The organism is Amycolatopsis methanolica 239 (genome assembly GCF_000739085.1).
Lineage (GTDB): Bacteria > Actinomycetota > Actinomycetes > Mycobacteriales > Pseudonocardiaceae > Amycolatopsis_E > Amycolatopsis_E methanolica.
In genome coordinates this window covers 2657919-2680672 of record NZ_CP009110.1, presented here as the reverse complement: position 1 = coordinate 2680672, position 22754 = coordinate 2657919, and the positions used below count along the sequence as shown (strand labels likewise).

The 22754-nt window shown below is 73.5% G+C and carries 20 protein-coding genes; 7 read left to right on the top strand and 13 right to left on the bottom strand.

The window, feature by feature from the left end; all coding sequences use genetic code 11:
• Positions 1–11: 11 nt before the first annotated feature.
• The 8 genes from rfaE2 to AMETH_RS12830 form a co-directional block, all read right to left on the bottom strand.
• Positions 12–1373 (bottom strand): D-glycero-beta-D-manno-heptose 1-phosphate adenylyltransferase, encoded by a 1362-nt coding sequence (rfaE2, locus tag AMETH_RS12865; protein WP_017981890.1) that lies wholly within the window; start codon positions 1371–1373, stop codon positions 12–14.
• Complete coding sequence (locus tag AMETH_RS12860; protein ID WP_017981889.1) at positions 1370–1933, bottom strand: D-sedoheptulose-7-phosphate isomerase; 564 nt, start codon at positions 1931–1933, stop codon at positions 1370–1372. The genes rfaE2 and AMETH_RS12860 overlap by 4 nt, the downstream gene beginning before the upstream one ends.
• On the bottom strand, positions 1930–2943 hold the full coding sequence (locus tag AMETH_RS12855; RefSeq protein WP_167345545.1) for a glycosyltransferase family 9 protein: 1014 nt from the start codon (positions 2941–2943) through the stop codon (positions 1930–1932). Before AMETH_RS12855 ends, AMETH_RS12860 begins: the two co-directional genes overlap by 4 nt.
• Positions 2940–4430 carry an HAD-IIIA family hydrolase gene (locus AMETH_RS12850; protein WP_017981887.1) on the bottom strand — a complete coding sequence of 497 codons (1491 nt, stop codon included), beginning with the start codon at positions 4428–4430 and terminating at the stop codon, positions 2940–2942. The genes AMETH_RS12855 and AMETH_RS12850 overlap by 4 nt, the downstream gene beginning before the upstream one ends.
• On the bottom strand, positions 4427–6052 hold the full coding sequence (locus AMETH_RS12845) for a carbamoyltransferase family protein (protein WP_017981886.1): 1626 nt from the start codon (positions 6050–6052) through the stop codon (positions 4427–4429). Before AMETH_RS12845 ends, AMETH_RS12850 begins: the two co-directional genes overlap by 4 nt.
• A 60-nt stretch (positions 6053–6112) precedes the next feature.
• Positions 6113–7051 (bottom strand): NAD-dependent epimerase/dehydratase family protein, encoded by a 939-nt coding sequence (locus AMETH_RS12840; RefSeq protein ID WP_017981885.1) that lies wholly within the window; start codon positions 7049–7051, stop codon positions 6113–6115.
• Positions 7052–7103: 52 nt separating this feature from the next.
• Positions 7104–7925, bottom strand: coding sequence for an EamA family transporter (locus AMETH_RS12835; RefSeq protein ID WP_017981884.1), 822 nt, complete (start codon positions 7923–7925; stop codon positions 7104–7106).
• A gap of 456 nt (positions 7926–8381) precedes the next feature.
• Positions 8382–8915, bottom strand: a complete 534-nt coding sequence (locus AMETH_RS12830) for a MarR family winged helix-turn-helix transcriptional regulator (RefSeq protein ID WP_017981883.1) — start codon at positions 8913–8915, stop codon at positions 8382–8384.
• 138 nt (positions 8916–9053) lie between these two features.
• Here AMETH_RS12830 and AMETH_RS12825 point away from each other — a divergent pair, with 138 nt between their 5' ends.
• Complete coding sequence (locus AMETH_RS12825; RefSeq protein ID WP_017981882.1) at positions 9054–9920, top strand: manganese catalase; 867 nt, start codon at positions 9054–9056, stop codon at positions 9918–9920.
• A 51-nt stretch (positions 9921–9971) separates the two neighbouring features.
• On the opposite strand, the gene AMETH_RS12820 is transcribed toward AMETH_RS12825, so the two are convergent.
• The 3 genes from AMETH_RS12820 to AMETH_RS12810 all read right to left on the bottom strand — a co-directional run bounded on the left by AMETH_RS12820 (position 9972) and on the right by AMETH_RS12810 (position 12668).
• On the bottom strand, positions 9972–11207 hold the full coding sequence (locus AMETH_RS12820) for a glycosyltransferase (protein ID WP_017981881.1): 1236 nt from the start codon (positions 11205–11207) through the stop codon (positions 9972–9974).
• Positions 11204–12028, bottom strand: a complete 825-nt coding sequence (locus AMETH_RS12815; RefSeq protein WP_017981880.1) for a glycosyltransferase — start codon at positions 12026–12028, stop codon at positions 11204–11206. Before AMETH_RS12815 ends, AMETH_RS12820 begins: the two co-directional genes overlap by 4 nt.
• Positions 12029–12263: 235 nt before the next feature.
• Entirely contained in the window at positions 12264–12668 is a 405-nt protein-coding gene (locus AMETH_RS12810; RefSeq protein WP_017981879.1) for a DUF4383 domain-containing protein, read from the bottom strand.
• A gap of 138 nt (positions 12669–12806) precedes the next feature.
• On the opposite strand from AMETH_RS12810, the gene AMETH_RS12805 reads away from it, so the two are divergent.
• The 3 genes from AMETH_RS12805 (at position 12807) to AMETH_RS12795 (ending at position 16532) form a co-directional block, all read left to right on the top strand.
• Positions 12807–13601: a SigB/SigF/SigG family RNA polymerase sigma factor gene (locus tag AMETH_RS12805; RefSeq protein ID WP_017981878.1), complete on the top strand. Its 795-nt coding sequence runs from the start codon at positions 12807–12809 to the stop codon at positions 13599–13601.
• Positions 13602–13719: 118 nt separating this feature from the next.
• Positions 13720–16248, top strand: coding sequence for an ATP-dependent Clp protease ATP-binding subunit (locus AMETH_RS12800; protein ID WP_017981877.1), 2529 nt, complete (start codon positions 13720–13722; stop codon positions 16246–16248).
• Complete coding sequence (locus tag AMETH_RS12795; RefSeq protein WP_017981876.1) at positions 16245–16532, top strand: DUF6480 family protein; 288 nt, start codon at positions 16245–16247, stop codon at positions 16530–16532. The genes AMETH_RS12800 and AMETH_RS12795 overlap by 4 nt, the downstream gene beginning before the upstream one ends.
• A gap of 226 nt (positions 16533–16758) precedes the next feature.
• Here AMETH_RS12795 and AMETH_RS12790 read toward each other — a convergent pair whose 3' ends face one another.
• Complete coding sequence (locus tag AMETH_RS12790) at positions 16759–17583, bottom strand: SCO6745 family protein (protein WP_017981875.1); 825 nt, start codon at positions 17581–17583, stop codon at positions 16759–16761.
• Positions 17580–18995 carry an amidase gene (locus tag AMETH_RS12785; RefSeq protein ID WP_017981874.1) on the bottom strand — a complete coding sequence of 472 codons (1416 nt, stop codon included), beginning with the start codon at positions 18993–18995 and terminating at the stop codon, positions 17580–17582. The genes AMETH_RS12790 and AMETH_RS12785 overlap by 4 nt, the downstream gene beginning before the upstream one ends.
• Before the next feature lie 49 nt (positions 18996–19044).
• Here AMETH_RS12785 and AMETH_RS12780 point away from each other — a divergent pair, with 49 nt between their 5' ends.
• The 3 genes from AMETH_RS12780 (at position 19045) to AMETH_RS12770 (ending at position 22580) form a co-directional block, all read left to right on the top strand.
• The gene (locus AMETH_RS12780; protein WP_017981873.1) at positions 19045–19395 is read left to right on the top strand and encodes an ArsR/SmtB family transcription factor; all 351 of its coding nucleotides are present in this window, start codon (positions 19045–19047) and stop codon (positions 19393–19395) included.
• A gap of 72 nt (positions 19396–19467) precedes the next feature.
• Positions 19468–20202 (top strand): HAD family hydrolase, encoded by a 735-nt coding sequence (locus tag AMETH_RS12775; RefSeq protein WP_017981872.1) that lies wholly within the window; start codon positions 19468–19470, stop codon positions 20200–20202.
• The gene (locus tag AMETH_RS12770; RefSeq protein WP_017981871.1) at positions 20199–22580 is read left to right on the top strand and encodes a glycoside hydrolase family 65 protein; all 2382 of its coding nucleotides are present in this window, start codon (positions 20199–20201) and stop codon (positions 22578–22580) included. The genes AMETH_RS12775 and AMETH_RS12770 overlap by 4 nt, the downstream gene beginning before the upstream one ends.
• Positions 22581–22754: the final 174 nt, after the last annotated feature.

Here is a 22754-nt window from a genome sequence, read left to right as displayed (position 1 = left end):
GACACGGTCTCCTATCCGTTGGACACGGTCTCGATGAGCCGCGTGGTGGAGTAGCCCTCGACGGTCGGCACGAGCACGACCTTGCCGCCGTTCTCGCGGATCACCCCGGCCTCGGGAAGGTCGGCGCCCTCGTAGTCGCCGCCCTTGACCCAGACGTCGGGCCGCAGCGTGCGCAGCACCTCGACCGGGGAGGACTCCTCGAACACCACGACGGCGTCGACGGACTCCAGCGCGCTGAGCACGCGCACCCGGTCAGCAGCGGTCACGACCGGGCGGCCCGGTCCCTTCAGCCTGCGCACCGACTCGTCGGAGTTGACGCACACGATCAGCGCGTCGCCCAGCTCGCGGGCGCGCCGCAGCAGCGTCACGTGACCGGGGTGCAGGATGTCGAAGCACCCGCCGGTCGCGACGACCCGGCCGCCGCGACGCCGGACACGCTCGGCCAGTTCGAAGCCGGTCAGTCCCTCGGGCGGGCGGATCGGCTCGGCGGGCTCGGACAGCGCGGTGGCCGCGCCTGCGGCGACGAACCGGGCCGCCGACTCGACGGCGGAAGCCACGGCGTCAGGCAGCTCGGCGCCCTCGAACAGGGCCGAGGTGACGGCGCTGGCGAACCGGTCGCCCGCGCCGCAGGTGTCGGGCCGGACGCTCGCCGGGACGCGCGCGGCGCTGGGCACCGGGATGGTCCGCGTGCCGGTGCCGCCGGCGAGGACGGCGCCCTTGGAGCCGACGGTCACCGCGATCGCCTCGGCCGCCCATTCGGACCGCAGCCGCTCGGCCAGCTCGTCGGGCGTGCCGGAAACGCCGGCGAACTTGGCGGCTTCGCTGTCGTTGGGCGTGACCAGCGCGGCGCCGGGCACCGGCGGGCCGCCCCGCGGGTGCGGGTCCCACACGACCGGCGCCTCGGTCGCGGCCAGCAGCTCCCGGATCCCCGGGTGGCTCGCCACGCCGCGCCCGTAGTCGGCGACGAGGATCGCGGACGCCCCGCGCAGCACGGCCACCGTGCGCTCGTCCAGCGGCTCGTGCGCGGCGCGCCCGTCACCGTGGTCCAGCCGCACGACGGACTGCCCGGCCGCGCGGATGCGGGTCTTGCGGACGGTCTCGCCCTCCAGCGGCAGCGCGCACAGCTCGACCTCGCCGGCGAGCAGCCGGGCCAGCCGGGCCCCGCCCTCGTCCGCGCCGAGCGCCGTGACTAGCACGACGTCCGCCGCGGACCGGGCGGCCAGGCGGGCGGCGAGCCCGGCCCCGCCGGGACGGTGCCATTCGCGGCCGACGTCGACGACCGGCACCGGCGCCTCCGGGCACAGCCGGTCGGCGTTGCCGTCCACGTCGATGTCGAGCAGCGTGTCGCCGACCACCACCAGCGGGCCGGTCACGAGGGCACTCCCAGCGCCTCGTCCAGTGCGGCGCACAGGCCGTGGATCACCGCGAGGTGCGCCTCCTGCACGGTGCCGGTGCTCGGCGCGTCGATCATGACCGCGTCGTCGCTGACCGAGGTCAGCGCGTTCGGGCCGGGGCCGGTCAGCGCCCACGTCGTGATGCCCAGTTCGTGCGCCGTCTTGGCCGCGGCGCACACGTTCTGGCTGCGGCCGCTGGTGGACAGCGCCACCAGCACGTCGCCGGGACGGCCGTGCGCGCGCACCTGCCGGGCGAACACCTCCTGGTCGCCGTAGTCGTTGACGATCGCCGTGGCGGCCGAGGTGTCGGCGTGCAGGGCGATCGCCGACAGCGGCTGCCGGTCGTTGACGAACCGGCCGACCAGCTCGCCGGTCAGGTGCTGGGCCTCGGCTGCGCTGCCGCCGTTGCCGCAGGCGAGCAGCCGTCCGCCGGCCCCGAGCACCTCGGCGAGGTGACGACCCCACGCCTCGATCCTCGGCGCCAGCGCGGTCAGGTCCCGCATGGTGGCGGCCAACGCCGCGAACCGCTCCTCGATCACGCTGCACCTCCTAGTTTCTCCACGGCCCGCAGGACGTCCTCGGGCGGAACCCGATCCAGGCACGGGTGGCCGGGCACCGGACAGGTCCGGGCCCGGGTGTCACGGCAGGGGGCGTCCTGATCGCCGAGCAGGACGAGCGGCACCCCGTAGGGTGCCCACCGCGCGGCAGGCACCACCGGCGCGAACAGCGACACCACGGGGGTGCCGACGGCCGCGGCGAGGTGCGCGGGCCCGGTGTTCGGGGCGACGGTCACGCGCGCCCCGGCGAGCACGGCGGCGAGGCCGTGCAGGTCGGTCTGCCCCGCCAGGTCCAGGCCGTGGTCACCGGCGACCCGGGCGGTCAGGTCGCGTTCGGACGGGCCGCCGGTGACGACGACCCGGTACCCGGATTCGGCGAGCAGCCGGACGACCTCCGCGTTGTGCTCGGCGGGGTACTGCCGGGCGGGCACCGACGCCGCCGGGTGCACCACGACGTAACCGGGTTCGCCGACCAGGCCGGACACGTCCGGCAGGGGCTCGCGCACGGCCAGCCGCCCGTCGTCGCCGGGCGGCAGCTCGAACCCGGCGGCCCGCGCCAGCGACAGGGCGCGTTCGGCCTCCGGCGGGTCGCCCTCGACGCGGTGCCGCAGGTCCAGCAGCGACCCCGGGTAGTCCTCGCAGATCGCACCGATCCACGGCACCCCGCACTCGCGCAGGACCAGCGCGAGCGGCAGCGGCGACTGGTGGAACGACGTGACGATCAGCGCCGCGTCCGGTTGCGCGGCACGGATGTGGGCGCGCAACGCGGCCAGGTGGGCGGGGGTCGCCGCGGGCGGTTGCGGGTCGATCCACGGCGCGCACCACTCAACCACCTCGTCGACACCGGGCAGCAGTTCGGCGGCCGCGCGCCCGTGCGGCCCGGCCAGGAACGTGACCGTCTCCGCCTCCGCCACGACCGCGCGCACCAGCGGCCCGGACAGCAGGACGTCGCCCGCGTTGTCCAGCCGCGCCACGAGAACCCGTGACCTCACCACTTCCGGTCCCCCATCGCCAGCCCGACCGCGTCGGCCAGGTCACCCGCCACGTGCGCGTCCCGCCGCGCGGCTTCGATCTCCGCGGCCCGTGTGCGCGGGGTCGGCACGAGGACACCGCGCGCGCCCGCGGCGCGAGCGGCCTCGATGTCGGCGCCGATGTCCCCGATGACCACGCAGTCCTCGGGCCGCACCCCCAGTGCCAGCGCGGCGCGCGTCACCAGGCCGGGCTTGGGCTTGCGGCAGCAGCAGCCGTCGCCGTCGGCGTGCACGCACACCTGCCAGGTGCCGAACGGCCCGAGCAGCTCCTCGACTCGGGCGTTCACCGCGGCCAGCTCGTCCGGGGTGATCAGCCCGCGGGCCACGCCGGACTGGTTGCTCACCACGCCCACCGGGACACCGGCGGCTCGCAGGCGGCGCAGCACGTCCTCGGCGCCGGGCACAGGGCGGACCTTGTCCGGGTCGTTGTTGTAGGGCTCGTCGTGGATGAGGGTGTCGTCGCGGTCGAACAGGATCGCCTTGGCGACCGGGCGCGGACGGCGGACGCGCACCTCGCCGGCGAGCCGGTGGCCCAGCGCGACGGGCGGGATCAGCACGCTCGTGACCGCCATCTTCGCCAGCTCGTCCGCCGTCTTCGGCCCGGGCAGGATGCGGCGCAGCGCGAACTCCGCGGTGAGTCCCAGCCAGGCGATACCGGCGACGGCGGCCGGAGTGTCGCGGCGGGCGGCGGCGAACGCGAGCGCGGCCCCGCCGCTGAGGGTGGTGAGTGCGTGGCGGCCGAGGCGGCCGGGCCCCGCCGCGGACAGTTCCCTCCACTGTGGACCGAACTTGCGGCGCATCAGCGCGTTGTCGGCGTTGCCCCGCTGCGCCCGCACACTGGCGAAGAAACCGCCGTGCCGCGCGGGGTGCAGCGTCCGGCGGGTGCCGTGCTCCAGCCGCCACCCGGCCTGCCGGACACGCAGCGCGAGGTCGGCGTCCTCGCGGAAGGCCCGCGGGAACCGCTCGTCGAAACCGCCCGAGGCGGCGAGAACCGCGCGCCGGTAGGCCATGTCCGCGGTGATCCACTCCGCGGTGGCCAGGCCCGCGGTGTCCCGTTCCAGGTCGGTGGGGCGGCGGCCGCTGGTGGGGCCGGGCACCACGATCCGGCCCTGCGAGGCCGCCACGTCGGCGGCCAGCGACTCCAGGTCGGTCACCAGCCGCGACGGCCAGTCGGCGGTGGGGCGGACGTCGTCGTCGAGGAACGCGATCCACTCGGTGTCCGCGGCGCGCCAGCCCACGTTGCGCGCCGCGGCCGGGCCGCGGCCGCCGGAGCGCAGCACGCGCACCTTGAGGTTCGTGTCGGGCAGCGGTAGATCGCCGGGTTCGGGCCGGTCGTCGACGACGATGACCTCCGCCGGGCCCGGCCCGATACCGTGGCCGAGCGCGGACAGCAGAGCCCGGAGGCTGTCCCGGCCGGTCGTCGGGACAACCACGGTGTAGGCCGTCATGCCGGCCTCCGCACCACGAACGGGCCGATGGCGAGCAGGTCGATGGGGCTGGAGCCGAAGCACTCCAGCGCGTCGCGCGGCGAGTCGACCATCGGGCGGCCCGCGGTGTTCAGGCTCGTGTTGACGACGACGGGAATCCCGGTGCGGGCGGCGAATTCTTCCAGCATGCGCGCGACCAGCGACTCGTCGGCCGGGTCCACGGTCTGGATCCGCGCGGTACCGTCCACATGGGTCACCGCCGGGATGCGGTCCCTCCACTCCGGACGGACGTCGTGCACGAACAGCATGTGGGGACTGGGCACCGGGCCGCGCTCGAACAGCTCCCGCGCGCGGTCGGCGAGGACCATCGGGGCGACCGGGCGGAACTGTTCGCGGCCCTTGACGTCGTTGAGGCGTTCCAGGTTGCGCCGGTGGCCGGGGTGCGCGAGCAGCGAGCGGTGGCCGAGCGCGCGTGGGCCGAACTCGGCGCGGCCTTCGAACCAGGCCACGAGCTCGTCGTCGGCGAGCGCCTGCGCGACGGTGGCGGCGAGGTCGTCCGGACGGTCGTAGCGCAGCCGGGCGGTGTCGAGCGCCTGCTGGATCTCGGCGTCGGTGAAGCCCCGCCCGAGGTCGGCGCCCGGCGGCGCGGCCGGTTCGCCCAGTTCCGTGGCGAGGTGCAGGGCGGCGCCGAGAGCCGTGCCCGCGTCGCCCGCAGCGGGCTGCACCCAGATCTCGTCGAACGGACCCTCGGCGAGCAGCCGGGTGTTGGCCACGCAGTTCAGCGCGATGCCGCCGGCCATCGTGAGCCTGGACTGCCCGGTCTGGGTGTGCAGCCAGCGCAGCAGGTCGAGCAGGACCTCTTCGAGGCGCTGCTGCACGCTGGCCGCGAGGTCGGCGTGCTCGGGCCGGAAGTCCGCGCCGGGTTCGCGCCGCGGTGCGAAGCGGGTCAGATCCACCGGCGCGGCGCGGAAACCGCCGTCCGGCGACGCGGCGATCGCTTCGCACAGCTCGTCGCGGAACCGCGGTTTCCCGTACGAGGCAAGGGCCATCACCTTGTACTCGTCGCTGGACCGGGCGAACCCGAGGTGCTCGGTGAGGTCCTCGTAACGCAGGCCGAGCGAGTGCGGCAGCCGTTGCGCGGCCAGCTCGACCAGCTTGCCGTCGCGGTACTCGCCTGCCAGGTAGGACGTCGCCTCGCCGCGGCCGTCCGCGACCAGGACGGCGGCGTCGCCGAACGGCGCGGCCAGACCGCTGGACGCGGCGTGCGCGACGTGGTGGCGGACGAACCGCACCTTCGCCGGGTCGAGGCCGGGCAGCGCGGTCTTCAGGAAGTTCGGGGCGCGGCGGGCGTAGGTGGTGCGCAGCTCCTCCCAGCCCGGGTCGACGCCGTCGAGGCCGTGGTCGACCAGGTCCGGGTCGTAGGAGTAGCCCACGGCGTCCAGGTCCGCGGGCTCCAGGCCCGCCTCGGCCAGGCACCAGCGGGCGGCCTGCTCGGGGAGTTCCCAGGTCGCGAACGGGACCGGGCGCTTGCCGTGCTTGCGGCGGCTGAACCGCTCCTCCTCGGCGGCGGCGACCACCCGGCCGTCCACCACGAGGGCGGCGGCCGGATCGTGGAACACCGCGTTGATCCCGAGGATCCGCAAGCTCGTTACCTCCACATCCGGTTACCACTGCTACTTAGCGCTACCCCTGCTACTCCTCGTCTAAACGAGACTGAGGTGGGTCGCGAACCACTTCAGGGTCCGGCGCAGACCCTCGTGCAGCTCCACCCGCGGCTGCCAGCCCAGTTCCCGTTGCGCCACCGCGATATCGGGGCAGCGTCGTTGCGGATCGTCCACCGGGGCGGGGATGCCGCGCACCAGCACGCTGGTGCCCGCCAGCCGCTGGATTTCCCCGACCAGGTCCCGGATGCGGAGTTCGTGCGGGTTGCCGAGGTTGACCGGCCCCGGGAAATCGCTGTCCGCCAGCGCCAGCAGGCCGTCGACGGTGTCGTCCACATAGCACAGGGAGCGGGTCTGGGCGCCCTCACCCGCGACGGTGACCGGCTCGCCGGTGAGGACCTGCTTGACGAACGTCGGGATCGCGCGGCCGTCGTCGGCGCGCATGCGGGGGCCGTAGGTGTTGAAGATGCGGGCGATGCCGGTGTTCACGCCGCGGGCTCGGCGGCAGGCGGCGGTGAGGGCTTCGGCGTAGCGTTTGGCCTCGTCGTAGACGCTGCGCGGGCCGACCGGGTTGACGTTGCCCCAGTAGGTCTCGCGCTGCGGGTGTTCCCGCGGGTCGCCGTAGACCTCACTGGTCGACGCCAGCACGAACCGGGCGCCGTTGGCCTGCGCGAGGTCCAGCGCGTGGCCGGTGCCGACCGCACCGACCTGCAGCGTCTCCACCGGCAGGCGCTCGTAGTCGCGTGGCGAGGCGGGGCTGGCCAGGTGCAGCACCAGGTCGACGTGGCCGGTGATGTCCAGTCCACGCGCGACGTCGGCCTCGACGAAGTGGAAGTCGCCGTGCAGGTGCGCGATGTTGTCCGCGCGGCCGGTGGACAAGTTGTCCACGCAGGTGACGCGCAGGCCGCGGGCGAGCAGGCGCTCGCAGAGGTGGGAGCCGACGAAGCCCGCTCCACCCGTGACGACCGCATGCCCTGGCACGCACTCCTCCTACCCGGCGGAGTCACTACGAAACGCTACGGAGGTACTTCTCCTACGCCAGGGCCAATAGGGCGAGTGCCGCGGCGGCTCCGCAGACACCCAGGGTCTGCTTGCGGCTGAGGCGTTCACCCAGGAAGAGCAGTGCGAGCACCACGGGGATCGCCGGGTAGAGGGCGGCCAGGACGGTCGCGACCGCGAGCAGTTGCTGGTGGGTGGCGACCCAGTAGAGCACGATCGCGACGCTGCCGAGCGCGCCCGCGGCCGCGGCCGGCCAGGCGAGGCGAGGCCGCAGCGCGAGCGGGGTGCCCGTGGCGAGCACGAGGGGCAGGATGACGGCCACGGACGCGGCGCGGCTGACGACGATCGGCCAGAGTCCGGCGTCCAGCGGCACGGGTTTCATGGCGAGGAATTGCATCGCGAAGCCGGCACCCGCGACGAGCGCGTCCCGGATGCCCGGCCCGGCAGGCCGCCCGCCGCCAGAGACGAGCCAGATGGCGGGCAGGGCGAGCACGATCCCGGCGATCGCCGCGGGCGAGGGCCGCTCCCCGAGGAAGGCCAGCCCGGCGACGACGGGCAGCGCGACGGCCCCGATGTCGCTGACGGGCACCACGACGCTCAGCGCGTCCCGGCTCATGGCCCGGTAGAGGAACCCGACGCCGATCCCCGTGCCGACACCGGAGAGCGCGCCCCACCAGATGCCGTGGCTCGTGGGAGCCGACCAGACCAGGGCGACGAGCAGGGTGACGAGGGTGCCGCCGAGCTGCGCGTAGAGGGAAACGGTGAGCCCAGGCGCCCGGCGCGCGATGACGCCGTTGACGAAGTGGGTGACGCCGAAGCACCCAGCCGAGGCGAGGGCGAGCAGCTCCCCGGTCATCGGCGACCCCCGATGCCGGCGAGACCACCCGCGACGGCAGCCGCGCCCAGGCGCATCGAGCCGCCGCGCCCCCTGGAAGACAACTCCGCGGCGCCCGCTCCCGCCGGAGCCACCACACCCCGGTGGCACCCCGCGCCACGGCGCCGCGCGGCCACCGCTCGCCCCGGACCAAGGTTTTGCCCAGGGGTCATCAGGGGCCTCCCGCGCCCAGCATCACCCACGCCACCGCGCCGCCCCGCCTCCGCTGCGCGGCATCGGCGGCCTTCCGGCCAAGGCCCCGGCGGCCACCGCCCCACATCGCGCCGACGCAAGGGCCGGCAGCGGCCTCCCGCGCCCAACAGTCGGTTCTCCGGTCAGCCGCCCGGCCCAGGCCGAGCCACCCCAGCCCCGCTCAGCGGTCATCAGCGGCCTCCGCTGCCCGGCTGGGCTTTCGGGGCCGAGCTGCCCCAACCCCACTCACCCCTCATCGGCGGCCTCCCTCGCCCGGCAGGCCGCCCCCACCGGACACACCTCCCCCTCCGCCACGCACGCCGAGCGGTCGCACAGCCGGCACAGGCGGTCGGCCTCCGGGAGCTGCTCGTAGGCCGCCGTCAGCAGCTTCCCCACCAGCTCCGCGAACACCTCCCGCTCCCGCTCGTCGAGCGCGGCCGCCAGCGAACCGAGCCGCCCGCCGCGGCGGCCCAGGATCCGCGCCGCGGCCTCGGCGCCGGCCGGGGTCAGGTGCACGGCGACCGCCCGCGCGAGGGTGGGCCGCCGCTCGACCAGGCCCCGCCGCTCCAGCACGTCCACCATCCGCGCGGCCGCCGGCTGGCTCAGGCCGACCCGCCGCCCCAGCTCGGTCACCGACAGCCCGGGCGCTGTGGACAGCACCACCAGCGCGGCCGACCCGCTCACGCTCGTGCCCGCGGCGGTCGTCGCGTCGGTCAGTGCGAGGTCGTTGACCGTCAGCGCGAGAGCGCCGAGCAGGTTGGCCAGCCGTTCGTCATGCATGACTCATGCATAAATCATCAGTGTGGATTCCGCAAGTCGGGCGGACGGACACGAATAACCCGCACGCCCGCGGGAAGCCCCCCGGTCTGCGTACGCGTACCGACTACAACTTTTCCTTCTTTTTCAAGGGAGATCTCTGTGTTCCGACACACGAAACTGCTGCAGTTCGAGGCGAAGCCGGAGCGGCCGGACCCGTACTACGCGCGCAAGCTGCAGGAGCTCATCGGTGGGGCCTACGGCGAGATGACGGTGACGATGCAGTACCTGTTCCAGGGCTGGAACTGCCGCATTGAGGGCAAGTACAAGGACCTGATCATGGACACCGCGACCGAGGAGATCGGGCACGTGGAAATGCTGGCCACCATGGTCGCCCGGCTGCTGGAGGGCGCGCCTGCCACCGCGACCGCCGAAGCCGCCCAGGATCCGGTGATGGCCGCGGTGCTGGGCGGCATGGACCCGCAGCAGGCCATCGTCGCCGGCGGCGGGGCGGTTCCGGCGGATTCCAATGGCACCCCGTGGAACGGCAAGTACATCGTGGCCTCCGGCAACCTGCTGGCGGATTTCCGGGCCAACGCGGCGGCGGAGGCGCAGGGCCGGTTGCAGACCGCCCGGTTGTACAACATGACCGACGACCCGGGCGTGAAGGAGATGCTCAAGTTCAACCTGGCCCGCGACACCGTGCACCAGAAGCAGTGGCTGCGCGCCATCGAGGAACTCCAGGCCGACGGCCTCGAATCGGACATCGCCCCCGGCGCCCTGCTCGACGAGGAAGACCAGACCCACAACAACACCATCTGGCACCTCTCCGACGGCCCCGACGGCAACAAGGGCACCTGGTCCACCGGCGAGGACCGGATCGAATACCTGATGGACCCCAAACCCCTCGGCGGCCCCGGCAGTGCACCCAAGCCCGACCCCGAGCTCTACGCCACCTACTCGCCCACGCAGGACGCGATGGGCACGGTCAAGGGCAAGGCCCAGTCCGCGGTCAACAAGGTGACGTGACGGAAAAGCCCCTCGGGACCACGATCCCGAGGGGGCTTGCCGTTCGTCCTCTCAGACCGGGCTCGCCGCGGCGTCCGCGGGCACGACCGCACCAGCGGGCACCTTGTCCCCCAACGCCTTTTCGTAGACCCGCATGATGTCGATCGCGGTGCGGTCCCACGAGTACCGCGACCGGGCCCGGTCGCGGCCCGCGATCCCGTAGGCCTCGCGCTGCGCGGGGTCGCCGAGCAGGCGGCGCAGGGTCGCGGCCAAGGCCTCCGGGCGCTTCGGCGGCACCAGTTCCCCGGTCACGCCGTCCACCACGGTGTCGATCAGCCCGCCGACCGCCGCCGCGACCACCGGGACGCCGCACGCCATGGCCTCCAGCGGCACGATGCCGAACGGCTCGTACCACGGCGTGCACACGACCAGGTCCGCCGAGCGCAGCAGCGACGGCATCTCGTCCCGGGTCACCTGGCCCAGCAGTCGAACGCGATCGGCCACGCCGAGCCGCTCGGCCCGCTCCACCAGGCGCTTGGCCTCCGGGTCGTCGGCGAGCCGGCCCCGCTCGGGGCCGCCTGCGATGACCAGTTCGGCGCCGGGCACGGCGGGCAGCGCGGCGATCGCCGTCGCGAACCCCTTGCGCGGCACCAGCCGCCCGACGCTGACGATCCGGCGCAGGTTGCCGCGCGGCGCGACCGGCCCGTCCGGGGTGAACCGTTCGAGGTCGACCCCGCACGGCGCGACCGACATCCGCGAGCGCGGCAGCCCCATCCTGGCCAGCTCGAAGACCTCGTCCGAGCAGGTGGCGGCGACGCGCGCGGCGTTCTTGCCGATCAGCCGCTCCAGCTGCACCCGCTCCGGCGGGCTGGTGTCCGCCGTACCCTGGTAGCGCTTCTTCACCACACCCAGCGCGTGGAAGGTCTGAACCACCGGTACGTCGGTGCCGCGCGTGGCGAGCAGCGACGCCAGCCCGGACATCCAGAAGTGCGCGTGAACCACGTCCGGGGCGTCCCGCTGCCACGCCTTCGCCAGGTAGCGGCCGAACTCGGTCATGTGCGGCAGCAGCTCGTCCTTGGGCAGGTGCTCCGCCGGGCCTGCCGGCACGTGCACCACCCGGTAGCCCGCGGGCGCCCGGACTTCCTCCGGCTGCTCCGGGCCGTCGCGCCGGGTGTAGACGGTGACGTCGTGGCCCTGGCGGCACAGCGCCGCGGACAGTTCCGCCACGTGCAGGTTCTGCCCACCCGCGTCCACCTCGCCCAGGACGGCCAGGGGGTTGGCGTGCTCCGACACCATCGAGATCCTCATGCGCTACCTCCACTCGTCACCCGGCCGAGCTGGACGTCCCACTTGCGCAGGAAGGCGTCCAGGCCGTAGCTGGCCAGCGCGCGCTCGCGCGCTTGCTTGCCCATCCGGTGCGCCAGTTCCGGATCCGCCACCAGGTCGGCGGCCGCGCGCACCAGCTCGTTCACATCCGCCGAGACGAAACCCGCCTCCGGCGGCACCGCGCGGGACGCCTCGGTGCTGGCCACCGCCAGCACCGGCATCCCGAGGTGCATCGCCTCGATCAGCGACAGGCCCAGCGACGTCCAGCGCGGCGTGTGCAGGTACACCCGGCACCGCGCCAGCCCCGCGTGCAGGGCGTCCTGCCCGAGGTCGCCCCGCGTGCGCAGGCGCTCCCCCAGGCCGAAGTGGTCGTCGAGCTTCTCGACGCCGATGCCCCACACGTCCAGCGGGGCGACCTCGGCGAAGGCGGGCAGCAGGTCGGTGCCGACCGCGCGGCCGCGGCGCACCGGCTCGTTCATGACCAGGCCGATCGAGGCTTCCTCGCCGGTGTACAGCTCGCCCGGGTCGACCACCCCGTGCTCGATGACCGTGGCCGGCGCCCGGCCGGAGTCCCAGATCAGGTTGTTGAAGTGCGTGACGTGCACCAGCGGGATCTCGTCCTGGTCGGCCAGCGGGTGCCGCGTGCGCGGCACGTCGCCGGTCGGGGTGTTGTGCTCGACGAACACCGCGAGCACGTCCCGGCCGGGCCGCCGCCCCGTCCAGCGCTCGGTCAGCTCGATCTCGTCCGGGCGCTGGAGGACGACCACGTCGATGTCGGCGTTCCGAAGCTCGGCCGGACTCACCTCTCGCGCGGACGGCCACGCTCGGTCACAGCGGCCCCGCCCCCAGGGACCGCCCTCCGGTAGCAGCGGAACGAGGTACTCGTGCCGTCCGCGCACGAAGGAACTGGTCCATGATCCGTGTACGTGCCACAGCAGTATTCGCAGCGGATGGTCCTCTGCCCGTCTCATGGAGGAGTTCTTTCACCCTGGCAGAGGAACTAAACACGCTGCGCAATGCCGCTACTCTCGGTATTCGTCATACGCGTTCGGTGGTCCTCGACCGGGCGGGCATCAGGAAGACGACGAGCCCCAGCACCGCGACGACGCCGTGCAGCGCGTTGTCCGCCCAGGTCGGGTCGAACAGTCGCCGGACGTCGGCCGGGTTTCCGGTGCCCGCCGAAAGCAGGCCCCACACCGTGATGCCCAGCAGCCCGAAGAAGACCACCAGCCCGATGATCCGCGCGGACGGTCCCTTCCAGGCCGCCACCAGCGCGAGCAGGCCCACCGCGGTCCGCGTCAGGTTCAGCAGCGTTCCGGTGTGGAATCCCAGCAGTTCGCCCGAAGTGGCGAACCCGCCGATGCCCAGCGCCAGGAACACCACGCCGACCAGCAACGCGAAACCTTGTGCCACCGGCGCCCGCCCCGTGGTGCGCTCAGCCATGGAAAGACCTCCTTGCGTCGTTCCTCTCGGCGCGGGGTTCCCCGGAGCGGGCCCGTGCAACCAGGTGTGGCGAACGGCGGCACGGGGTAGTCCGGGCCATGACCAGATCGGCACGAGACAGCGGGGGGAAGCAAAACGTTGGCTGAGACGCGCCTCGCGGGCACCGTCGAGGACAACGATTCCTCGGAGGAGAACACCCCCACTTTCGCCGATCTGGCGGCCGCCGCGCCGGACGATCCGTGCCGGGCACGGCTCCGCACCGCGCTGGTCACCCAGTACCTGTCGGTGGCCGAGCACATCGCGCGCCGGTTCAGCGGGCGCGGCGAGGCGTACGAGGACCTGTTGCAGGTCGCGCGGGTCGGGCTGATCAACGCCGTCGACCGGTTCGAGCCGGAACGCGGCACCGACTTCCTGTCCTTCGCCGTGCCGACCATCATGGGCGAGGTCCGGCGGCACTTCCGCGACGCCAGCTGGTCGGTGCGGGTGCCGCGGCGGCTCAAGGAACTCCACCTGCAGATCGGGCAGGCCAGCAACGAACTGGGCCAGCGCCTCGGCCGCGCGCCGACGCCGACGGAGATCGCGCGCGAGCTGGACCTCACGCCGGACGAGGTGAGCGAGGGCCTGCAGGCGGGCAACGCCTACTACGCGGTGTCGGTCGACAAACCGGCCGGTGAGGACGACGAGGCCGCGTCGCTGGCCGACACCCTCGGCGAAGAGGACTACGGAATCGAGACGGTGGAGAACCACGAGGCGCTGCAACCGCTGCTTCGCGACCTGGCCCCGCGCGAGCGGACCATCCTGATGCTGCGGTTCTTCGGCAACATGACGCAGACGCAGATCGCCAAACGCGTCGGCATCTCCCAGATGCACGTGTCGCGACTGCTCGCGCAGACCCTGCAGCACCTCCGGGAAAAGCTCACCGAAGAGCCCTGATGCGTCGTTTCGCCCCGCCCGGGCCCGGGTAGCCGACGGCGGTGGACGACCCGGGCCCCGCTCCGTCCGAAGTGGAGCACCGGGCCCGCACCCCCGACGGCTGAGGAGCGTTCCCCTGATGACCGGCTTTTTCGCAGGCGGGCCCGACAGTCCGTTCGACCAGTTCCTGGCACAGTTCTTCGGCAACGCCGTGCCCAGCAGGCGGCCGAACGCAGTCGACATCACCCGGCTGATGTCCGACCAGGCGCGGGAACTCGTCGCGCACGCCGCCGAGAAGGCGGCCGCACAGGGCCGGGCCGACGTCGACACCGAACAGCTGCTGTGGGCGGCCACACAGGCCTCGCCGACGCGGCAGCTGCTGGAGAGCGCGGGCGCGAAACCCGAGGAGATCGCGCGGGAGATCGACCGGCACAGCAGTGGCGAAGGCGAGCGCACCACGCCGACCATGCTGGCGCCGGGCGCGAAGCGCACGTTGCTGGACGCGCACGGCATCGCCCGCACCCTCGGCTCCAGCTACATCGGGCCGCAGCACCTGCTGCTCGCGCTCGTGGCCAACCCGGACTCCGCGGCCGGCCGCATCCTCGCCCGCGCCGGGGTCACCCCGGAGGCGTTCCAGGGCCCGCCGCAGGGGCAGCCGATGCCGCGCGGCCGTGCCGAGCAGCGGCCGCAGCCGCGCACCGACACCCCGACGCTGGACCAGTACGGCCGCGATCTCACCGCGGAGGCGGCCGAGGGCAACATCGACCCGGTCGTCGGGCGCGACGACGAGATCGAGCAGACCGTCGAGGTGCTGTCGCGGCGCACCAAGAACAACCCGGTCCTGATCGGCGAACCGGGCGTGGGCAAGACGGCGATCGTGGAGGGCCTGGCGCAGCGCATCTGCGACGACGACGTGCCCGACCTGCTCGCCCGCCGCCGGGTGGTGCGGCTCGACCTGACCGCGATGGTCGCGGGCACCCGCTACCGCGGCGACTTCGAGGAGCGCATGACGAACCTCCTCGACGAGATCCGCCGCAACCGCGACCAGCTGATCGTGTTCATCGACGAGCTGCACACCGTGGTCGGCGCGGGCGCGTCGGAGGGGTCGATGGGCGCGGGCAACATGCTCAAGCCCGCGCTGGCCCGCGGTGAGCTGCACATCGTCGGCGCGACCACGCTGGACGAGTACCGGCAGCACATCGAGAACGACCCGGCGCTGGAGCGGCGGTTCCAGCCGATCCTGGTGCCCGAGCCGTCGGTGTCCGACACCGTCGCCATCCTGCACGGCCTGCGCGACCGGTACGAGGCGCACCACCAGGTCCGGTTCACCGACGAGGCGCTGGCGGCCGCCGCGGACCTGTCCGACCGCTACCTGACCGACCGGTTCCTGCCGGACAAGGCGATCGACCTGATCGACCAGGCGGGCGCGCGGGTGCGGCTGCGGTCCGGCCGCCGCCCCAACGACGTGCGCGAACTGCAGGCCCGGCTGGAGGAGCTGTCCCGCGACAAGGACCAGGCGGTCGCCGAGGAGAACTTCGAGCGCGCCTCGGCCCTGCGCGACGAGATCGCCGGGCTGCGCGAGCAACTGCGCACCGCCGACAGCGACGGGCGGCCCAGCGGCGTGCAGGAGGTGACGCCGCAGGACATCGCCGAGGTGATCGCGCGGCTGACCGGGGTGCCGGTGAACCAGCTGACCGAGGACGAGCGCGACCGGCTGCTGCGGCTGGAGGAGCACCTGCACGAGCGGGTCATCGGGCAGGAGGAGGCGGTGGACGCGGTCGCCGAAGCCGTGCGCCGCTCGCGCGCCGGGTTCGCACCGCCGGACCGGCCCTACGGCAGCTTCCTGTTCCTCGGCCCGACGGGCGTCGGCAAGACCGAACTGGCGCGGGCGCTGGCCGCGGCGCTGTTCGGCGACGAGGACCGGATGATCCGGCTGGACATGTCGGAGTACGGCGAGCGGCACACGGTCAGCAGGCTGATCGGCGCTCCCCCGGGCTACGTCGGGTACGAGGAGGCCGGCCAGCTGACCGAGGCGGTGCGGCGGCGGCCCTACTCGGTGGTGCTCTTCGACGAGATCGAGAAGGCGCACCCGGAGATCTTCAACGTGCTGCTGCAGGTCCTCGACGACGGCCGCCTGACCGACGGGCGCGGGCGCACGGTCAACTTCACCAACACGGTGCTGATCATGACCAGCAACATCGGGTCGGAGATCATCTCCAGCAGCACGCAGGGCGCGCTCGGGTTCGCCGCCGACCGGGGCGACTCGGAGCAGCCGCTGCGGGAGCGGCTGATGCGGCGGCTGCGGGAGCAGTTCCGCCCGGAGTTCCTCAACCGGATCGACGAGATCATCGTGTTCCGCAAGCTCGAGGCCGCGCAGCTGGAGCAGATCACCGAGCTGATGCTGGAGCAGACGAAACGGCGCGCGCACGCGCAGAACATCACGCTGGAGTTCACGCCGGAAGCCGTGCAGTGGCTGGCGCGGGCCGGGTACCAGCCCGAATTCGGCGCGCGCCCGATGCGCCGCACGATCCAGCGCGAGGTCGACAACCCGCTGTCGCGGATGATGCTGCGCGGCGAGCTGACCCCCGGCGCGCGGGTGCGCGTGAGTGCCGGTGACAAGGGCCTGTCGTTCGACGTGTCGGCGTCGGCAGGAAGGGAAGACCGATGAGCAGTCCCGATCCGCGGTCCACCCCGGGGAGCGAACGCGGCGGCGGCGTGCCGGGCGGCACCCCGCCCGACCCGGATCCCGCCCGGACGCCCGGACTGGAACCCGGCGGCGGCGTCGCGCCCGGCGACACGCCCCCGGACTCCGGCCAGACCTCCGGACTGTCGCACCACCAGCAGAAACCGCCGCGGGCGCTGCCCGTGGTGACGATCGTGATCTCCGTGGTGCTGGCGATCCTGGTCGCGGCGCTGCTGGTCTCGTCGGCGGTGGGCTGGCTGCAGTTCTGAGGCGGGCCGCCGGCGGCCGCGGAAGCCGACGGCTCGCGGCAGGCTCGCCACGCAATGTAAAGACAGAGCCACCGCGCGCCCAACGGCCCGGCCCCGCCCACAAACCTGCCGCGCATCAGCACCCCCACGGGCCGCTCGGCAGCGCATCCGCGCCCGCACCGGCTCGCCACGCGACGCCCACCGCGCAGCGGGCGCAGGGGCCCGCGCTCGCAATTCGGCCCATGGCTCAGGGCGTGGGCGCTCCCACCGGATTCGGGTGCGGCACCGGGACCGGCACGAGCTTGCGCGCGATCGGCCGCAACCAGCCGTCCACCGCGGCCAGCTCGTCCTCACCCACCACCGAGTACGGCACCGCCGCCAGCTCGTCCGTGCGCCGCTCGATGTGCTCGCGCAGGCGGGCGCCGCGATCGGTCAGGCCGCGTCCGTCGATCAGGCCGCGCGCGGCCAGCCGGTCCCGGGCCGCGTTCCACTCCTCGTCCGTCCAGTCGCGGTTGGGCGCCACGACGCTCCGGCTTCCGTCCGCCGCGTCGCGCAGGGCGTGCGCTTCCAAGCCGTCGACGCCCTCCGCGGCCAGCACCGCCACGTGGCCGTCGCCGCGGTGCTCGCGCAACGTCGTCGCCGCCTGCCACAGCGCCGCGAGCGGGTTCTCCGGCCACGGCAGCGCGGCGTTCGCGGCCCCCAGCGGCCGCCCGGCCCAGCCGGCCGCCGCCACGATCCGCCGCAGCACCGGCAGCACCCGAGCCGGCACCTCGCGCACGTGTTCCCGCAACGCCGCCACCGCGCCCGCGCTGCGGGCGGCCAGCGCCTCCGCCGGGGTCACCACCTCCCAGATGGACGGCACCGACCGCGCCAGGAACGACGGCGCGAAGCCGTAGAACACGGCGGTCACCACGCCGAGCCCGGCCGCCCCCAGCGGCGCCGCCCGCGTCCCGACGTAGCCGCGCCAGAACCCGCGCAGCCCCGCCGCCTCGTGCGCGGCCTTGGCCTGCGGCGCGAAGTACGTGACGTCGTGCAGCGTCTCCAGCACCACCCACAGCTCCCGCACCCTCACCGCGCCACCGCCGGCCGCCGCTGGGCCGCCCCGGTGGCCTGCTCGAACGCGTGCCCCAGCTGCAGCACGGCGAAATCCGCGCGGTGCGGCCCGACGATCTGCAGCCCGACCGGCAGGCCGCCGGGCGTGAACCCGGCCGGCACCGACAACGCGGGCGAGCCGCTGACCGTCACGAAGTAGGCCGAGCGCATCCAGTCGAGGTAAGTCACCATGTCCTGGCCCGCGACCCGCACCGGGTACTCCAGCTCCGCGTCGAACGGCGGCACCTGGCTGACCGGCAGCAGCAGGAAGTCGTAGCGCGTGAAGAACTCGCGGAAGCGGTGGAACAGCTCGGTGCGCAGGACCTCGGCGCGGCCCACGTCGGTCGCCGACAGCCGCAGCCCCTCCTCGGTGTTCCACACGATGGTGTCCTTGATCCGGTCCCGCTCGGTGTCCAGCAGCGGCCCGTACTTCACCGCGAACTGCCAGGCCCGCAGGATCCGGAACGCCTCGTCCGCGCCGGCGAAGTCCGGGCAGTCGCGCTCCACCACGCACCCCAGGTCGCCGAACACCTTCGCCGACGCCTCGACCACGTCCGCCACCTCCGGCTCCACCGGCACGCTGCCGCCCAGGTCGGGCGACCACGCGATCCGCAGGCCCCGCACGTCGCGGTCCAGCGGCCGGGCGAAGGTCTCCCCCGGTTCGTCCAGCGCGATCGGCGACCTCGGGTCCGGGCCGGCGAGCACCGACAGCAGCAGGGCCGCGTCGGCGACCGTGCGGGCCATCGGACCGGCCGTGGCAAGCCCGGACCAGCCCAGCGGCGCCGGCCACGACGGCACCCGCCCGATCGACGGCCGGAAGCCGACGACGTTGCAGAACGACGCCGGGTTGCGCAGCGACCCGCCGAGGTCGCTGCCGTCGGCCAGCGGGTGCATCCCGGTGGCCAGCGCCGCCGCCGCGCCACCGCTGCTCCCGCCCGCCGAGCGGGATAGGTCGTATGGGTTGCGGGTGGCGCCGAAGACCGGGTTGAAGGTGTGCGAGCCCGCGGCGAACTCCGGCACGTTGGTCTTGCCGATGCTGATCACCCCGGCGGCCCGCATTCGCTCGACCACCAGCTCGTCGCGTTCCGGCACGTGGTCGGCGTGCAGGGGCGAGCCGAAGGTGGTGCGGATGCCCGCCGTCTCGTGGGTGTCCTTGTGCGCGACCGGGATGCCGTGCAGGGGCGGCAGTTCCGCGCCGCGGGCGGCGCGTTCGTCGGCCGCGGCCGCCTCGGCCAGCGCCCGCTCGGCGACGAGCGTGACGACGGCGTTGACGTCCGGGTTCACGCGCTCGATCTGGTCCAGATGCGCCTGCACGACCTCGCGGGCGGACAGCTCGCGCGCCCCGAGCGCGGCGCGCAGTTCCCGTGCGGTGCGGAAGGGGATGTCGGTCACGGTGTGATCCTGCCAGCCCGCGGGCGCGCGTGGATGAGACGATTCCGGGGTGGCAGGTGAGGCGGAACGCCGGGTGATCGACGGCCCGGCCGTCGAGGCGGCGCTGGACGGCCTCGGCGACCGCGACGTGGTGCGCGAGTGGGCCGAGCGGTTCTCGGTGCTGGCCGACCCGTCGCGCCTGACGTTGCTCGTGTGCATCCACTACGCGCGGGAGATCTGCGTGTCCGACCTGGCGGTGGCGGCGGGCATGACGGACACCGCGGTGTCCCAGGCTTTGCGGCTGCTGCGCGCGCACGGTCTGGTCACCGCGCAGCGCACCGGGCGGATCGTCCGGTACCGGCTGGCGGACGCCACCGTCCACGAGCTCATCCACCACGTCCGTCCGCATCCGGAGCACTAGAGCGGCGCGGTATAGGTCGTTATACGGCCGCAGCACGCGGCGAACGCGCGAGTTCGCAGGTACCGTGCAGGCATGATCGGGTTGCCCGACGGCATCACCGCGTGCCTGTTCGACCTGGACGGTGTCCTGACCGGCACCGCCGCACTGCACCGGGAAGCCTGGAAGCAGACGTTCGACGCGTTCCTGCGCGAACGGGACGGAAGCGGTTTTCACCCGTTCACCGACGCCGACTACGCCCGCTACGTGGACGGGCGGCCGCGGCTGGACGGGGTGCGCACGTTCCTCGCGTCCCGCGGGATCGAACTGCCCGAGGGCGGTCCCGACGACGAGGTGACCGAGCACACCGTGCACGGCCTGGGGAACCGCAAGAACGACCTCGTGCTGCGGATCATCGCCGAGCGCGGGCCGAACCCGTACCCGGGGTCGCGCCGGTACCTGGAGGCCGCGCGGGACGCCGGGCTGGCGATCGCGGTGGTGACGTCGTCGGCGAACGCGCAGGCGGTCCTGGACGCGGCGGAGTTCACCCCGTTCGTGCAGGCCCGCATCGACGGGCTGGTCATCACCCGCGACGGGCTGCGCGGCAAACCGGCGCCGGACTCGTTCCTCGCCGGGACGAAGGCGCTGGGCGTGGAACCCGCGCGGGCGGCCGTGTTCGAGGACGCCCTGGCCGGTGTGGCAGCGGGCCGGGCCGGGAACTTCGGGTTCGTCGTCGGCGTGAACCGGGCGAACCAGGCGGAGGCGCTGCGGGAGCACGGCGCCGACGTGGTGGTGGACGATCTCGCGGAACTGCTGGGGGACGACGCATGAGCCTCGTGACACGCGGCTACGAGTGCGCGCCGTGGGAACTGCGGTGGCGCGGCCTCGCGGTCGACCAGTTGCAGCGCACGGAATCGACGTTCGCGTTGTCGAACGGGCACATCGGCCTGCGCGGCACTCTCGAAGAGGGCGAGCCGCGCGGCCTGCCCGGCACGTACCTGAACGGCTTCTACGAGGAGCACGAGCTGCCCTACGCCGAAGCGGGGTACGGCTACCCGGAGGCCGGGCAGACGGTCGTCAACGTGACCGACGGCAAGATCATCCGCCTGCTGGTGGAGGACGAGCCGTTCGACATGCGTTACGGCACGGCGCCTTCGCACGAGCGGGTGCTGGACTTCCGGACGGGCACGCTGACCCGCACCACCGAATGGTCGTCGCCGACGGGGCGGCACGTCCGGGTGCGCACGCAGCGGCTGGTGTCGTTCACCCAGCGCGCGGTGGTGGCGATCCGGTACGAGGTCGAGCCGCTGGACGGGAAGATGCAGCTGGTGCTGCAGTCGGACCTGCTGGCGAACGAGCCGATCGAGTCGGACAGCAAGGACCCGCGGGTGGCCGCGGCGCTGCAGTCGCCGCTGGAGTCCGAGTTCTTCCTCGCCGACCACTACCGCGCGGTGCTGGTGCACCAGACGCGGCGGTCCGGGCTGCGCGTGGCGGCGGCGATGGACCACCAGATCGAGTCGCCGGACGGGTTGCGCACCGACATCCTCGCCGAGGAGGACCTGGCGCGACTCAGCATCGCGGTGGACGTGCCGCAGGGCAAGGTGCTGCGGCTGACCAAGTTCGTCGGATACGGGTGGTCGGCGCAGCGTTCGGTGCCCGCGTTGCGCGCGCAGGTCGACGCGGCGCTCGCCGGGGCGCTGCAGACCGGCTGGGACGGGCTGCTGGCCGAGCAGCGCGCGTTCCTCGACGACTTCTGGGAGACCGCCGATGTCGAGATCGACGGCGACCCGGAGCTGCAGCAGGCGACCCGGTTCGCGTTGTTCCACATCCTGCAGGCCGGGGCCCGCGGGGAAAGCCGCGCGATCCCCGGCAAGGGGCTGACCGGGCCGGGCTACGACGGCCACGCGTTCTGGGACACCGAGTCGTTCGTGCTGCCGGTGCTGACCTACAGCGTGCCGGAGGCGGCGCGGGATGCGTTGCGGTGGCGGCATTCCACGCTGCCCAAGGCGCGGGAGCGGGCGCGGCAGCTGGGCCTGCGCGGCGCGGCGTTCCCGTGGCGGTCGATCAACGGCGCGGAGTGCTCGGCGTACTGGCCCGCGGGCACCGCGGCGTTCCACGTCACCGCCGACATCGCCGACGCGGTCGCCCGCTACTACTGGGCCACCGGCGACGCGGAGTTCGAGCGCCAGTGCGGCACCGAGCTGCTGCTGGAGACCGCGCGGCTGTGGATGTCGCTCGGGCACTTCGACCGGCACGGCCGGTTCCGCATCGACGGGGTGACCGGGCCGGACGAGTACTCGGCGGTCGCGGACAACAACGTGTACACGAATCTGATGGCGCAGCGGAACTTCCGCGAGGCGGCGGCGTCCTGCGAGCGGGTGCCGGAGGTCGCGTCACTGTTCGGTGTGGACGGAACCGAGGTGGCGGGCTGGCGGCGGGCCGCCGAGCAGATGTATGTGCCCTACAACGAAGAACTGGGCGTGCACCCGCAGTCGGAGGGCTTCACCGAGCACCTGGACTGGGACTTCGCCGGCACGCCGATGGAGAACTACCCGCTGCTGCTGAACTACCCGTACTTCGACCTGTACCGCAAGCAGGTGGTGAAGCAGGCCGACCTGGTGCTGGCGCTGCACCTGCGGGGCGACGCGTTCACGCCGGAGCAGAAGCAGCGCAACTTCGCCTACTACGAGGAAAGGACGGTGCGGGACTCGTCGCTGTCGGCAGGCACGCAGTCGGTGATCGCAGCCGAGGTGGGGCACCTGGACCTGGCCTACGACTACCTGGGCGAGGCGGCGCTGACCGACCTGCACGACGTGCACAACAACGTGCGCAACGGGCTGCACATGGCGTCGCTGGCCGGGGCGTGGATGGGTGTGGTCGCGGGCTTCGGCGGGATGCGCGACCACGACGGCAAGCTGACCTTCGCGCCACGGCTGCCGCCCGCGCTGGAGCGGATCCAGTTCCGCATGTGCTTCCGGGAGAGCCGCTTCCTGGTGGAAATCCACCGCGACGACGCGACGTACCGGCTGCTGTCCGGGAAGCCGGTGGAGATCCGGCACCACGGGGAGCCTATGTCGGTCACCGAGACCGCCACGACGAAACCGATCCCGCCGATCGACCCCGGCCCGCCACCGCACCAGCCCGCGGGCCGCGAGCCCACCCGCAGGGACCCCGCCCAGGTGCGGCGCAACATCGCCGCTTCCCGGTGAACGCCCCGGGGCTGGACTGTCTCCGGGGGCTGGGCCGCCGGCCGGACGCCGCCCCGCGGCGAACACCGCCGCTTCCCGCAGGGTGGGCCGCGGTGGGCTGAGAATCAGGCCCAGCCCACACCGCCGCCACCGAGACGGCGCACCGCGCCCGGCCGCCGGCCGGTGTGAAACCTA